We start from the raw sequence: 14,899 nt of genomic DNA on the forward strand, positions 1-14,899 counted from the left end.
AATGAAAAAATTATTAGCTACATTGGCCTTTTCTCTGACGTTAACACCGTTAACGAGTATTGCCTCTGCGCCAAGTACAATAAGTTCAGACGAAGTATCTAAAACAAATCCTATTGTTGAAAAATTTTCTCAACTTGGTTTAGTTGTAAAAGATATTAAACCTAGCCCTATCTTAGGTTTAAAAGAATTAATTACTGATAAAGGTGTGATGTACGCCAGTGATAGTGGTCAGTACTTATTACAAGGTACATTAATTGATATTGAAAACCGTGAAAACTTAACTGAAAAAGCACTGAATGGTGTTCGTAAAGAAGGTGTTGCAAAATATGCTGACTCTATGATTGTTTATAAAGCACCTGAAGAAAAACATCAAATTACTGTATTTACAGATATTACGTGTGGGTACTGTCGTAAATTACACCGTGAGTTAGAAGATTATCTAGATGCGGGTATTACAGTACGCTATATGGCATTTCCAAGAGGCGGTGTAAGAAGCGAAGGTTACACTGATTTAATGAATGTATGGTGTGCTGACGATCAATTAAAAGCGATGACAGATGCAAAATCAGGTACAGATGTAGCTGATGTACAAAGCTGTACGGCACCTGTTGCAGAGCATTATCAGTTAGGTCAAAGCTTTGGCATAAATGGTACGCCAGCAATTATTTTTGATGATGGTACTTTAATTCCAGGTTACCAACCAGCTGCTGCATTAAAGCAACGTTTAGAACAAATGAACTAAGCGTTTATTTGCTTTAAAAGAAGGCCGAAAGGCCTTTTTTTATATCAGAATTTTATAAAAAGAATATTATGCAAAAACAAATAATTAGCAGAGAACGTGTCAAAGACGCACATTTACCACAAGATTTAGATCCGATTATTAAACAGATTTATGCTTCTCGTGGTGTAAAGCAAAATGAAGAGCTAGATAATAGCGCTGCGACCTTACATAGCTTTAAACTCTTAAAGGGCATTGAACAAGCAAGCGATGTTTTAGTAAAAGCCTTAGTGAGCCAAAGTAAAATTCTGATAGTGGGTGACTTTGATGCTGATGGCGCAACAAGTACAGCTACTTTAATGAGTGGTTTACCCATGTTTGGTTTTTCTTATGTCGATTATTTAGTACCAAACCGATTTGATTTTGGCTATGGCTTAAGCCCTGCACTGGCTCAAGAAGTTGTGAAGATGGCGCCAGATCTATTAATTACCGTTGATAATGGCATTTCATGTATTGCGGGTGTTGATATTGTAAAAGCGGCTGGCATAAAAGTCATTGTTACTGATCACCATTTACCTGGTAATGAACTGCCTAAAGCCGATGCAATTGTTAACCCTAACCAAGTAGATTGTGACTTTCCATCTACAGCGCTTGCTGGGGTAGGCGTTGCTTTTTATCTATTGTTAGCGCTAAGAAGTGAATTACGAGAGAAAAATTGGTTTGAGCTAAATAATCAAACACCACCCAATGTTGCTAGTTTATTAGATTTAGTGGCATTAGGCACCGTTGCTGATGTTGTGCCATTAGATGCAAATAATCGTACTTTAGTACATCAAGGTTTAGCTAGGATCAAAAATGGGGTAACTCGTCCCGGAATCGAAGCACTGATAGAAGTCTCAAATCGCAATCAAGCAAGATTATCAGCCTCTGATTTTGGCTTTTCACTTGCTCCTAGGCTTAATGCAGCGGGGCGCTTAGATGATATGAGTTTAGGCATAGCTTGTTTATTAAGTCCTGATATTAATAATGCGAGAAGGCTCGCAGGTGAACTTGATGCATTAAATGTTGAGCGCCGAGAAATAGAGCAAAGTATGCAAGTCGAAGCACAAGCTGTTTTAGATAAATTATGTAAAACAGATGAGCAAGTACCAGATGCCGTGTGCTTATTTCAAGATGATTGGCATCAAGGTGTGATCGGTATTTTAGCTGGACGCTTAAAAGAAAAATATCATAGACCGACAATTATATTCGCATGTGGTGATAGCAGTGAAGGTGAACCTGAAATAAAAGGGTCGTGTCGCTCAATTCCAGGTTTACATATTCGAGATATTTTAGAATCAATAAGTACTGCAAATCCAGGTTTAATTCCAAAATTTGGCGGCCATGCTATGGCGGCTGGATTATCAATTAAACAAGCTGATTTTGAAAAGTTTGAGAAGATATTTGTAAAAGCAGTGAGCGATAAACTCACAGATGATTTAAGAGAAAGCATTGTACTTACAGATGGTGAACTACCAGGTGGCTACTTTACATTAGACTTTGCCCAATACTTAAAACAAGCTGGTCCTTGGGGGCAAGAGTTCCCTGAACCAGTGTTTGAACATGTTTTTGAAATAGTACAACAACGTATAGTAGGCGAAAAACATCTTAAATTGGTATTAAAACATCAAACCGGATTTTTAATTGATGGCATTGCTTTTAATGTAGATATTAAACAATGGCCAAATGCCAATGTACAAAATTTAAAATGTGCGTTTGTATTAGATATTAATGAGTTTAGAGGCAAGTTTACGCTGCAACTGCTTATTAGAGAGTTAGTCGCTCAATAAATCTTTGTATTTTAAAATAGATAAAAGCCATCAATTGATGGCTTTTTTTATATTTAGATATGAGTGCAAACTTTATTGCGGCAGACCAATATGCATTCTGCCACCTTTATAATCTAAAGTGATCAGGAAATGTTTTAAAATATCATAACCAAGCAAACCCTTTATATTTTTTCCTTTTATTCGACTTAAAGAGCCGCTACTTGAAGAAAAACTTTGTGTTTTTTGACCTTCAGCAGGTACGCTAGTTAAGATATTTTCAAGCTCAAAAGGGCCAAACTTTAGGCTAGGAAGGTGAAAGGTTTCGTTAATTCCAAAAGTGTTAGCACCCATAGCAAGAGAACCCTCAACTGAAAACTTTTCTAGCCAACCACTTCCAGTTGCAATAGAGCGCTTTAAAAATAATCCACCACTATTGCCAGTATCAAGTAATAGCCAAACATTTTTTTCGTTGTTAAGATTAACTTTAACGATTGGCATACCAGTCCCTTTGTGGGCTTTCATTTGAATATTTTTTAACTTTTTCAAATCAACCGCATCTCGGGTAAGTAAACGCATTTTTTTATTGGGATAATCAATTTGCACAATAAATTTATCAAAAAAGCCAGCGCCGATTAATAATGCATTACTTGCCTTTCCTAGGCGCATGGAAACCAGACTATCCAAATCAAATTGCGTACCAAATAATTCTGTAGGAACATTGTTATAGGTAGGTTTTTTTTCTTGGCCGTAAACGCCTTTGATTATGATTTTTTGGCCCGAGCCATATTTTAATTTGTTTTTATTTATAAAGCTTTGGTTAATTGCATTAACTTGTGAGCCAGAGTCTAAAATGGCTTTGGCTTCAATACCACTTACAGTAACAGGAATTTTTATATGACCATTATCTAGCTCAAAATCAAGCCAAGGTGTTACTCCGGCATAAGTACTACAACTGGTAATGATTAAAATTAATAAGAAAACTCGCATGTTTATTCCTTTAAGCGGTGATTTAATTCATTATTTTTACATTTTAAATCAATAGTTTCAATAGTTTCAATAGTTTCAATAGTTTCAATAGTTTCAATAGAGAGGGGAAGCGGGAGAGTCGTAATGTTAAAAAAGAAGAGCCGGTTTTAAGTAATCGGCTCTTAATCGCTGAACTAAAGTGATTTAATAAAGCGTTTCTAATGTTTGCTTAGCACCTCTTTTCGCTTTTACTGGCTGTTGTAAAAGAGAAATGATTTTATTTAAATCGACATTACCAGCACCTTGAGAATATAGGCTTTTTTGCAGGTTATGGACTTGAGCAGTCAGTTCATCATTTTGGTATAAATTGATTAAATGTGAACTTGTTGCTTGTTCACAATTGCATTTTATTTTACTAAAAGTATTTAAAGCTTGATTAAAATCTTTTAGATCACTTTGTTTTTCTGCGATTTTTAGATTTGATAAAGCATCTTTAATATTCATTTTTGTTTTATCTTGAGGTTTTTCTTCTTTATTTATCAATACTTTATTTTTGTTTCGAACCCTAAAAATAATTAAAGTGATAAGTGTCATAACCCACAGAGCATAACCTAATACTGTGATCCACAATGAAACCGGTTCAACTTGAGTGATAATTGTAGGTGTCGCTGAATCTGAAGATGTTTGAGCTTGATTATCGCTGTTAGTAGTTGTATTTGAAACGATAGGCGCTTGAGTTGTCAGCGCTGAGCCTGTAACTGTGATTTGTTTAGCAGGCAATGTTGCGAATTCAACTTTATTTACTACGGTATTAAACCAAGGAATTTTAACTTCAGGTAAGGTATAGTTTCCTGGTTTTTGTGGTAATAAGGCAAAAGACTCAATGCGCTGTGAAATGATTCTACCATCTCTTACTACATTTTTATTTTCTGCTTGGTCAGGATAACTTTTAATGCCATCTAATTTGGTTAATTTTATTTCAGGAAGTTGCTCTTTAGTAATACCAACCGCAGTAAGTGTGATAGTGCGGGTAATCGGTGTACCTACCTCTACACTCATATTATCTGGTTGGAACTCTTCGTGTAAAGTAACTAGTTCACTTGGCAGCCAATTGCCTTGATAGTTATCTACAATAGGTTTTACTGTTAGCTGTGTATCTTCTCCTACTGCGGAGACTGCAATTGAGCGATAGTTTTGTCTTATACGACCATTAAATGCAGGTGCTTCAATTGTGAATTCGCCACTTTTTTGTGGCTGAACAAGATAATCTCGACTAACAACTAAATAGCGTTTACCTTCAATAATTTCGTTTGATTCAACCTGTTTGCCAAGTTGCGATATTTGAGCATTTTCAAGCTCAGGTGTTGTTAAGCTTCCTTCACTTAAATCTTTTGCAAGATATAGTTTAACGTTATAAACTCCCGCTTGTTGCACGTATAAAGTGTTTGGTGTCAGGCTTGTTTTAATAAATATATCTTTATTATTACTGCTTTGTGCTTCTCTGGCTTTTACTTCTAATTTAAATGGTTGTGATTTTATGTCATTTAGCTCAAACGCAGGAATTTGAAACACGCCTGATTTACGAGACATAAGCTCAGTTTTCCAAACTGTTTTTCTTGTAACTGAACCATTAATAATACTGGTTTGGCTACTAACACTTGTTGGTCCCACAATAAAATCTTTAAGTAAAGCGGCTGTATCGGGTTGTGAGCCTTGAACTGTATCATCGGCACCGATAGATAATACAAAGTATTCCCCTTGTAGAACGGGGTTTTTATCGACACTTGCTGTAAGCTCGGTTAAAGCGAAGCTTGGTAATGCTAAAACTAAAAGGCACAGTAATGTAAAACTTCTTACCATGATTTTTGTACTCCTTGAGGTGTTCTTTGTCTGAGTCTATTTTGATACTCAAGTCTCATTTTATTGCGTAATAAAGTAGCCGGATCATCAGGTACTTTTCTAAGAATTTGGTTTAACTGCTGCGCTTTTTCTTTTTCCTCGTTGCTAAGTTCAGCAACTTCTCGCATCAACATTTCTTCTTTGGTTTTTTCTGCTTGTTCTTGAGTAGTTTGTTGAGCCTCTTGTTGCGCTTGCTGCTGAGTTTGTTTTTCTTCTTCAGATTGCTGGGCTTCTTGCTCTTTTGCTTCTTGTGATTGCTCGTCTAGTTCTGGTTTGTTTTCTTGTTCAGATCCTTTTTTATCGGCGCTACTTTCTTGAGAGTTATCTGATTGTTTGTCAGAATCTTGCTCATCAGAACTTTGTTGATCTTGCTTCTCACCGTTTTGCTGATCTTCTTGTTTATCGCCTTGTTGATCTTTATTTTGTTCTGATTTATCACCTTCACTTTGCTGATCATCTTTTTTAGATTGATCGCCGTCTTGGTTTTTATCATCGCCTTGTTGTTTTTGCTGTTCTTGTTGCTCAAGCTGCTTAACAATTTCTAGGTTATCTTTTGCCTGTGAAAACTCAGAGTTAAGAGATAAAGCTTGCTCATATTTATCTATGGCTTCTTTATACTTACCTAAATGTGCCAATGTATTAGCTTGGTTATAAAGGCCTTTGTCGCTGGTATCTTGCTCAAACTCAGACAATGCAGCTTCAAAGTTACTTTCTTTATAATGTGCCGCACCTTTAATATCTTTAAGCTTGGTATCCGTTGCGCTTTTATAATCTTGATTTTTATAGGCTTTTAATGCTTTTTGATCTTGATTTTGTGATATTGATTGCCAAACATCATCAAAACTTAATGCATGCGCATTTTTTGAGGGCATACTGATCAAAACTAAAGGTAAAATAAATAAGGCACTGTTTTGACGTAGCATCAATAAAGCGATGGGTAACAGTAGTAATGTTAAATAAATCCCACCGTCAATACGCCATAATGTTTGTTCTTCTTGTTCAACAAGTTGCTGTTGTAAATCATCTGCAGATAAAGAGCTATTAAATATTGCGATATCTGAATTATTTGTTTGATAATTAGAAAACACACCAGTACCTTGTTTAGTGATATTATTTAAAGCGGAAAAGTTTGCTTTAGGTATTACAATTTGACCATATTGATCTTTTAAAAACCCAGCTTGAGGTAATTTTATTGGTGCACCTTGCTCGGTGGCTACCGCATAAATATTAAGTTTGTAATCCATATCAGCAACGTAGTCAGAAACATCGCTCATATCTTCACTATCAATACCATCGGTTACTAAAATAATATCGCCATTTAAATAACCGGCTTGTTGCAATAGCTCTTTTGCAAGTACGAGTGCAGCAAGAACATTAGAGCCTTTTTCTGGCATGATTTCTGGGCTTAAACTGGGTATTAAATTAGTCAGTGTTTGGGCATCGCTTGTCAGTGGAGATATCGTAAAAGCACTGCCTGCATAAGCAATTAAAGCTGTTTCACCTTCTTTAAATAGCTCAACCATATCTAAAGTTTTAAATCGTGCTTGGCTCAATCTATTTGGTTTTATATCTTCGCTGTACATAGAAGACGACATGTCCATGACAATGACACGGGCATGTTTTGCTTGATATACAGGCACACTGTGCTTTTGCCAGCTAGGACCAGCGGCAGCTAATACACCAATTAATAAAAATAGCACTAACCAAATTGAACTGGGCTTAGTTTGTTTTTTTCCATCAGACATAATGAACTGTGCTAAGTGTGATGCAATCACGGTTTGTGAACCTTTATGTTTTTGCTTTTGCAGCATAATTAAGGTAATTAATATGCAAGCAGGTATATAAAGCCATAAAAGTTCAGATCTTAAAAATTCAAATTCCATTAAATTGAAGTCCATTAGGTGCGTTCTCCATTTATGGTTGGTTTTTTATAATTAAACCAAGGTTTAATACCAGCTATTAATAATAAAAATAAAGCGATTAATAGTGGATAATAAAATAACGCAGTTTGCGGTCTAAACGTTTGCACATCGCTGGCTATCGGCTCTAAGGTATCAAGCTCTTGATAGATACGCTGTAATCCAGCTACATCTTTTGCTCTGAAATAAAGCCCACCAGTTTGTTCTGCGATATCAGTTAACAGTTTTTCATCTAAACCTGAACCTGATGAGAGTGTATTCATACCAAATAAGCCAAAACGGTTATTACCACCATCACCAGCAACACCTACGGTATAGACTTTTATGCCTTCTTCTCGAGCGAGCAATAAAGCTTCTTCTGGAGATAAGTTACCAGCGGTATTTTGACCATCAGTGAGTAATACTAAAATTCGGTTGCTATCTTTTTTCTGTGAGAAACGCTTAACAGATAAACCCAAGGCGTCACCTATCGCTGTTGCACGACCAACTAAACCGATTTGTGACTCTGCAAGCATTTGGCTAACAGTGCTTAAATCTCGGGTAAGCGGGGTTTGTAAAAATGCAGTATCAGCAAATAAAATTAATCCTAATCTATCGCCTTGACGTTGCTCTATAAAGTTTTTTAATACTGCTTTTACCATAGTGAGTCTATCAACGTACTGGCCTTGGTATTCCATATCTTGCTCTTTCATCGAACCCGATAAATCTACCGCTAGCATGATGTCTCGACCTTCATTTGGTAGGCTAATAGGTTCACCTAACCATTTAGGATTTGATAAGGCGCAACATAAACAGATCCAAAATAGCCAATGTATTAATGAGACTTTTTGTGCTTTTTGCTCATTATGACCCGTTAATAGTGGATTATGCTCAAAACTTGGTATTTTAAGCGTTGGGATATTAGCAGCACGCTTATTAAATCTTTTTAATAAATAGGGGAGGGGCAATGCTAAAAATACCCAAGGCCAGCTTACTTCAAACATTAAAAGCTTCCTTTAGTGAGATTGATATGACTTTTACTTATGTTCATTTTTTTTATTGCACTGAGCAGTAAAGACTTTAAGTCTGATATTTGCTCATCAGAGAGTTTAGCCTGATAAAGCAGGTTAAACGCTGAACTTTCACATTGAGTATTGCAGCTACTATTTACAAATTTCGCCCAGCTTTTACCGCTTAATGCTGCTGTTTGTGCACCATAATAGTGCTTAGCTAAGCGTTTTAAAATATGTTGTAATTCGTTTAAATGCGTTATATCTAAGTTGCCTTTGTTACTCATTAAACTATTCGCCAAATTAACAGCTTCTTTTTTTGCTTTTTTGTATTGTCTTTGTTTTTTTAAATAGATAAATAAAGCAGTTAAAAGCCCCAGTGTAAGAATTAAAGCCATATACCAAATAGGTGCAGGTGGCCAAGCTGAAACCTGTTCAACAACAATGACATCATGTAATTGTTCTAATGGAGAAGTGGAGGTGTTTGCATCAGCCATGATTAAGCCTTCCCTAAAATTTGTTGTTCTATAGGGGTCGCGCTTGAAAATGAAAATATATGTAATCCAGATTTTTTCAACATTTCAATTCGGTTATTTAAAGTTTGTTGTGCTTGATTATTAAATTGCTTTCTAAATGATTTATTCATCAGTGGCAAACTTGATTGCGTATTACCGGTATCCACTTTAATCACACTATTATGATCTGGTAAATGTGTTTCAAAGGGATCTGATATATGGCACGCCACAAGTTCACAGTGGCGAGATAATAGCTGTAATTGTTTTAAAGCTTCATTACTTTGTTGCTCGGTACCTAAATGACAAAAATCAGATATTAAATAAATCAAACTGCCAGGTTTTGCTATTTGATTTAATCGTTTAAGGTTTTCACTAAAACAATTAATGTTTTGAACTGAGTCTGAACCATGGGTTTTTAGTGCTTCTTGGTGATTGGTAATTAAATTATGCGTTAGTTTTAATACGGCTTTGCCACCTGAACTTGGTTTTAATTCTAAATGCTGATTTTGGTTAAATACTAAGCCACCAACACGATCACCTCGTTCACTTGCAGACCAAGCAACTAACGTACTTAAATGTGCAGCTTGAACAGATTTTAATAACAATTGGCTACCAAATAACATGGTATTGCTAAAATCAGTAAAGATAAAAACAGGACGTTCTTTTTCTTCTTGATAAATTTTACTATGTGTTTGGCCAGTACGTGCTGTTACTCGCCAATCAATTGAACGAATATCATCGCCAGGTTGATAATGCCTTACCTCAGCAAACTCCATACCACGCCCTTTTTGAGGCGCTAAATATTGACCAGCCATTTTATGTTTAATTTGACTTTGAGGTGTTAAATCCAATAACCGCGCTTTTGCGCGGTAATAGATAAGCTCTTTTAAATCAAGAGAAACACCATTGGCCTGACAGCTTTTTAACCACTGCAAGTGCTCAGTTGTATTTATCATTGCTTACTCTTATTTATGGAACGGCGACAAGTTCTAATATACGGTCAAGTACTTGATCTTTTGATATACCATCAGCTTGTGCTTCGTAACTTAAGATAATACGATGACGTAATACGTTATGGAAAACACTTTGAATATCTTCAGGGGTTACAAAATCACGACCTTGCAGCCAAGCATGTGCACGTGCACATTTATCTAGTGCGATAGTAGCACGTGGACTTGCACCATACTCAAGCCAGTTTGCGAGTGTATCATCAAGTTTTGTTGGTTGGCGCGTCGCAATAATGAGCTGCACTAAGTATTGTTCAAGTGGCTCTGATAAGTGAAGCTTTAAAACGTCTTTGCGTGCTTCAAATAAAGTCTCTTGAGATATTTGTGGGGCAGGTGCTTGTTGCTCAGATAAAGCTTCACCGCGGGTTAAACGTAAGATTTCAAGTTCAGTTTCAGCCCCTGGATAATCAATATTTAAATGCAGTAAAAATCTATCTAGCTGAGCTTCAGGTAACGGGTAAGTGCCTTCTTGCTCTAGTGGGTTTTGGGTAGCCATCACTAAAAATAAATCAGATAACGGGTAAGTTGTTTTACCTACGGTAATTTGGCGCTCCGCCATGGCTTCAAGTAATGCAGATTGTACTTTTGCAGGAGAACGATTTATTTCATCGGCTAAAATAAGATTGTGAAATAAAGGACCCGCTTCGAAAACAAACTCACTGGTTTGCTGGCGATAAATATCAGTACCAGTTATATCAGCAGGTAATAAATCAGGAGTAAATTGAACACGCTGAAAAGACCCTTCAACACATTTTGATAATGCGTTTACTGCACGAGTTTTAGCAAGTCCTGGAGGACCTTCAACTAATAAATGTCCATCAGCTAAAATACCAATTAACAATGAATCAGTAAGACGTTCTTGCCCAATAATTTGGGTATTAAGATAAGTTTGTAATTGTTTAAATTTTTCAACGGCCATAGCGACAATAAATCCTTTACCAAATTGGCATATTTGTCAGTTTAAGACTATGGGATATTTATAAGGTTCATTTTTATTAAAAACAAGCTTTTTGACTAAAAAACATGGCAAATAGCTTGTTTTATTAAGTATTCACTTTTTAAAGTGAGTAAATGTAATGAAAACTTTTACTTTTTCATCATTTGTCATAATACTAATCGGCTTTTACTTGTTCTTGCATTTGGCGGTATTTTAATCCATCAACAACTAAATCTAAGATTGGACGCTTTTCACCGTTATACCAGTTATTTGCAGTACGCTTGCTTAGTGCGCCTTCAGTTGTTTCTGAAATACTATTTGCATTCCATTCACGGCCAAGTTCAGTTTTTAAAAATTGTGCTAGTTTCATAATATGCTCACTCTTTTGCAAAGGATCTTAATTTTCATCTGCGGAAATTGTTACCGATTACATGGTTAATAAGTAGCAATAAAGCGTGAGTGTTTGTTGTCGTTTGTACTGAATGTGTTACCCAGTGATAACACTTTTGTTTTTCATTAATTTAGCAGGAAAATTTGATGTTTTTACACTACTTTTATTATGACTTTGTTAATTAATTTTCAACAAGTGTTTGCAAAAAAAGGCAGTTTGTTTAGAATCAGGGTATAACTAACAGGTCTGACCTGTATAACGAGGAAGAAAAATGACTGGGCAAATAAAATTAAAAACACACCAGGGAGATCGCATTGCTATAGTAAGCGGTCTTAGAACACCTTTTGCAAAACAAGCAAGTGCTTTTCATCATGTACCTGCAGTTGATATGGGCAAGCTTGTTGTCAATGAGATGCTTGAGCGTCTTAACTTTGATAAAAAAGAAATAGATCAACTGGTTTTTGGTCAAGTAGTGCAAATGCCAGAAGCACCTAATATTGCTCGTGAAATTGTTTTAGGCACAGGTATGCCTGTAGGCGTTGATGCTTATTCTGTATCACGTGCATGTGCTACAAGTTTTCAAGCAATAGCTAACGTCGCAGAATCTATTATGGCGGGCACTGTTAATGTTGGTATTGCAGGTGGTGCTGATTCTTCTTCTGTTTTACCGATTGGCGTAAGTAAAAAACTGGCGGGAAGTTTAGTTGACTTAAATAAAGCGCGTACTTTATCGCAACGCTTAAAAATATTCTCAAAATTAAGATTAAAAGATTTAATGCCAGTTCCGCCAGCAGTTGCTGAATACTCAACAGGCCTTTCTATGGGTCAAACAGCGGAGCAAATGGCAAAAACTCACGAGATTAAACGTGAAGATCAAGATGCATTGGCGCATCGTTCTCATACTTTAGCGAGTAAAGCTTGGGCTGATGGTAAATTTGCAGATGAAGTAATGACTGCACATGTTGCACCTTATAAGGGCTTTATTAGCGAAGATAACTGTATTCGCCATAACTCAGTATTAGAAGGTTATGCTAAATTACGCCCTGCATTTGATAAAAAGCATGGTTCAGTAACAGCTGCTAACTCAACAGCATTAACTGATGGTGCAGCTGCTGTATTGATGATGAGTGAAAGTAAAGCAAAAGCATTAGGTTATGAAGTGTTAGGCTATTTAAAAAGCTTTGCATTTAGTGCCATAGATGTTTATGACGATATGCTAATGGGTCCAGCGCATTCAACGCCTATTGCATTACGTCGTGCGGGTTTAACATTAGCCGATTTAGATTTAATTGAAATGCATGAAGCATTTGCAGCGCAAACATTAGCGAATATGAAAATGTTTGCATCAGACAAATTTGCACAAGAAAAACTAGGTTTATCTAAAGCAATTGGTGAAATTGATATGGATAAATTCAATGTAAATGGTGGTTCTCTTGCATATGGTCATCCATTTGCAGCAACCGGTGCAAGACTTATTACACAAACACTTTATGAGCTAAAACGCCGAGGCGGTGGTATTGGTTTAACAACAGCATGTGCGGCAGGCGGTTTAGGTGCGGCATTTATTGTTGAGAGTGCATAGTTATGGAGAGTGAAAACCAAATGACAGACTCTGTATTTAGTTTTGAAGTAAATGAACAACAAATTGCCTTGGTTACGATTGATGTGCCAGGCGAAAAAATGAATACACTGCGTGCCAGCTTTGTTGATGAACTTAACGAAGTGATAAGCAAAGCAGTTGATGCACAAGTTAAAGGTTTGATATTTATCAGTGGTAAATCAGATAACTTTATCGCTGGCGCTGACATTAAAATGTTAGAAGCCGCAGAGTCACATTCTGATGCGTTATATTTATCACAAACATGTCACACAAGTTTTAGTGATCTTGAAAAACTACCTTTCCCAACAGTTGCAGCGATTCATGGTGCCGCGCTAGGTGGTGGATTAGAGTTTGCAATGGCGTGTGACTATCGAATTTGTAGTAACTCAGATAAAACAAAACTTGGCTTACCAGAAGTGCAACTTGGTTTACTACCAGGTGGTGGTGGAACACAAAGATTGCCTAAATTAGTGGGCATTCAAAAAGCACTAGAGTGGATGCTAACAGGTAAACAAGTACGTGCTAAGCAAGCTGTTAAAGCGGGCCTTGCTCATGATTGCGTACCACAAGCAGTGTTAGTTGATGTTGCTGCTAAATGGATTGCAAAAGGTAAAGTTAAATCAGTAAAACCTAAATTAGATAAATTAAGCCAGCTTTTAGAGTCAAATCCTTTTGGTCGAAACTTAATATTTAAGAAAGCCCAAGAAAATGTAGAAAAGAAAACCGGCGGTCATTACCCTGCGCCTATCGCAATTATCAAAGCGGTGCGTGCAAGTGTAGAGATGGAAAAGTCAGCGGCATATGCTGTTGAAGCTGAAGGTTTTGCATCATTATGCATGAGCGAAGTATCTAAATCTTTACGTGGTATTTTCTTTGCTACGACAGAAATGAAAAAAGAATGGGCAGATGAGTCAGGTGAAAAAATTAATAGCATTGCTGTATTAGGCGGTGGATTAATGGGGGCAGGTATTGCGCATGTCAGTGCGTGTAAAGCGGGCAGTAAAGTTCGTATTAAAGATGTGGCAGAGCAAGGCATTTCAAATGCTTTAAATTACAGTTTTAAAATTTTAGATAAAAAGCAAAAACGTCGTTTTATATCCAAAACTGACTTACAGCAGCAAATGAACCGTATCACTGGCACAACTAATCACAGCGGTTTTAAAAATGTAGAGCTGGTAATTGAAGCTGTATTTGAAGATTTAAAGCTAAAACAAGATATGGTTGCAGCGATTGAAGAAAATTGTTCTGAAAAAACTATTTTTGCCAGTAATACGTCATCATTGCCTATTTCTCAAATAGCACAAACTGCACAAAGACCTGAAAATGTAGTAGGTTTACATTATTTTTCACCAGTTGAAAAAATGCCGTTAGTTGAAATTATTCCTCATGAAAACACCAGTGAAGAGACAATTTCAAAAGTAGTCAACTATTCACGTCGCCAAGGTAAAACACCTATTGTAGTTAAAGACAAAGCAGGTTTTTATGTAAATCGTATTTTAGCACCTTATGTAAATGAGGCTGCAAATTTATTATTAGCAGGCGAACCAATTGATAAAATAGATGAAGCTTTAGTTGAGTTTGGTTTCCCTGTTGGACCTTTGGCTTTATTAGATGAAGTGGGTATCGATATAGGGTCTAAAATCGCGCCAATCTTAGAAAAAGAGCTAGGCGATCGATTTAAAGCACCTGATGCATTCTCTAAAATGATTGATTCAAAACGTTTAGGGCGTAAAACTGGCTCTGGCTTTTATACTTATGGCACAGGTAAGTCTAAAGGTAAAAAAGTTGATGAATCCGTTTATGAATTTTTAGGCATTACGCTTGAACCAAAATTAAATAAAGAAGAAATAGCACAACGCTGTGTGAGCCAAATGTTAAATGAAGCTGCACGCTGTTTAGATGAAGGCATTATCGCCAGTGCAAGAGATGGTGATATCGGTGCTATTTTTGGTATTGGTTTCCCGCCTTTCTTAGGTGGTCCATTTAGCTATATGGATAAGTTAGGTGCCAGTGAGCTTGCATCACGATTAACTTCTTTATCTCAGCTAAATCAACACTTTGAACCTTGTCAGCCAATTGTAGATATGGCTGAAGGTAAACAAGCTTATTACTAACCTTTAGATAAGCTTTAAAAAGGCTATAAAATAAAC

12 protein-coding genes are annotated in these 14,899 nt (G+C 36.4%); 4 read left to right on the forward strand and 8 right to left on the reverse strand.

Annotated elements, in window-relative coordinates; translation table 11 throughout:
* Position 1 precedes the first annotated feature (1 nt).
* Together dsbC and recJ are read left to right on the forward strand one after the other, a co-directional pair.
* Complete coding sequence (gene dsbC, locus KO527_RS07845) at positions 2 to 742, forward strand: bifunctional protein-disulfide isomerase/oxidoreductase DsbC (protein ID WP_216039765.1); 741 nt, start codon at positions 2 to 4, stop codon at positions 740 to 742.
* A gap of 68 nt (positions 743 to 810) precedes the next feature.
* The gene (gene recJ, locus KO527_RS07850) at positions 811 to 2,547 is read left to right on the forward strand and encodes a single-stranded-DNA-specific exonuclease RecJ (protein WP_216039766.1); all 1,737 of its coding nucleotides are present in this window, start codon (positions 811 to 813) and stop codon (positions 2,545 to 2,547) included.
* Between the two features lie 72 nt (positions 2,548 to 2,619).
* Here the strand turns inward: recJ and KO527_RS07855 are convergent, their stop codons facing one another.
* From KO527_RS07855 to KO527_RS07890, 8 genes are all read right to left on the reverse strand, one after another.
* Complete coding sequence (locus KO527_RS07855) at positions 2,620 to 3,513, reverse strand: aspartyl protease family protein (protein WP_216039767.1); 894 nt, start codon at positions 3,511 to 3,513, stop codon at positions 2,620 to 2,622.
* A 183-nt stretch (positions 3,514 to 3,696) separates the two neighbouring features.
* Positions 3,697 to 5,352, reverse strand: coding sequence for a BatD family protein (locus KO527_RS07860; protein WP_252733541.1), 1,656 nt, complete (start codon positions 5,350 to 5,352; stop codon positions 3,697 to 3,699).
* Positions 5,346 to 7,289, reverse strand: a complete 1,944-nt coding sequence (locus KO527_RS07865) for a VWA domain-containing protein (RefSeq protein WP_354668607.1) — start codon at positions 7,287 to 7,289, stop codon at positions 5,346 to 5,348. Before KO527_RS07865 ends, KO527_RS07860 begins: the two co-directional genes overlap by 7 nt.
* Positions 7,289 to 8,293 (reverse strand): VWA domain-containing protein, encoded by a 1,005-nt coding sequence (locus KO527_RS07870; protein WP_216039768.1) that lies wholly within the window; start codon positions 8,291 to 8,293, stop codon positions 7,289 to 7,291. Before KO527_RS07870 ends, KO527_RS07865 begins: the two co-directional genes overlap by 1 nt.
* A complete protein-coding gene (locus tag KO527_RS07875; protein WP_216039769.1) occupies positions 8,293 to 8,796 on the reverse strand; it encodes a DUF4381 domain-containing protein in 504 nt (167 codons plus the stop codon). Before KO527_RS07875 ends, KO527_RS07870 begins: the two co-directional genes overlap by 1 nt.
* Before the next feature lie 2 nt (positions 8,797 to 8,798).
* Positions 8,799 to 9,770, reverse strand: a complete 972-nt coding sequence (locus KO527_RS07880; RefSeq protein WP_216039770.1) for a DUF58 domain-containing protein — start codon at positions 9,768 to 9,770, stop codon at positions 8,799 to 8,801.
* Between the two features lie 13 nt (positions 9,771 to 9,783).
* Positions 9,784 to 10,740 carry a MoxR family ATPase gene (locus KO527_RS07885; RefSeq protein ID WP_042142454.1) on the reverse strand — a complete coding sequence of 319 codons (957 nt, stop codon included), beginning with the start codon at positions 10,738 to 10,740 and terminating at the stop codon, positions 9,784 to 9,786.
* 193 nt (positions 10,741 to 10,933) lie between these two features.
* On the reverse strand, positions 10,934 to 11,128 hold the full coding sequence (locus tag KO527_RS07890; protein ID WP_216039771.1) for a hypothetical protein: 195 nt from the start codon (positions 11,126 to 11,128) through the stop codon (positions 10,934 to 10,936).
* Positions 11,129 to 11,420: 292 nt separating this feature from the next.
* Here KO527_RS07890 and fadI point away from each other — a divergent pair, with 292 nt between their 5' ends.
* The gene (gene fadI / locus KO527_RS07895) at positions 11,421 to 12,731 is read left to right on the forward strand and encodes an acetyl-CoA C-acyltransferase FadI (RefSeq protein ID WP_216039772.1); all 1,311 of its coding nucleotides are present in this window, start codon (positions 11,421 to 11,423) and stop codon (positions 12,729 to 12,731) included.
* Positions 12,732 to 12,751: 20 nt separating this feature from the next.
* Complete coding sequence (gene fadJ, locus KO527_RS07900) at positions 12,752 to 14,863, forward strand: fatty acid oxidation complex subunit alpha FadJ (protein WP_216039773.1); 2,112 nt, start codon at positions 12,752 to 12,754, stop codon at positions 14,861 to 14,863.
* The last annotated feature ends 36 nt before the right edge of the window (positions 14,864 to 14,899 follow it).

The organism is Pseudoalteromonas sp. C2R02 (assembly GCF_018860845.1).
Lineage (GTDB): Bacteria > Pseudomonadota > Gammaproteobacteria > Enterobacterales > Alteromonadaceae > Pseudoalteromonas.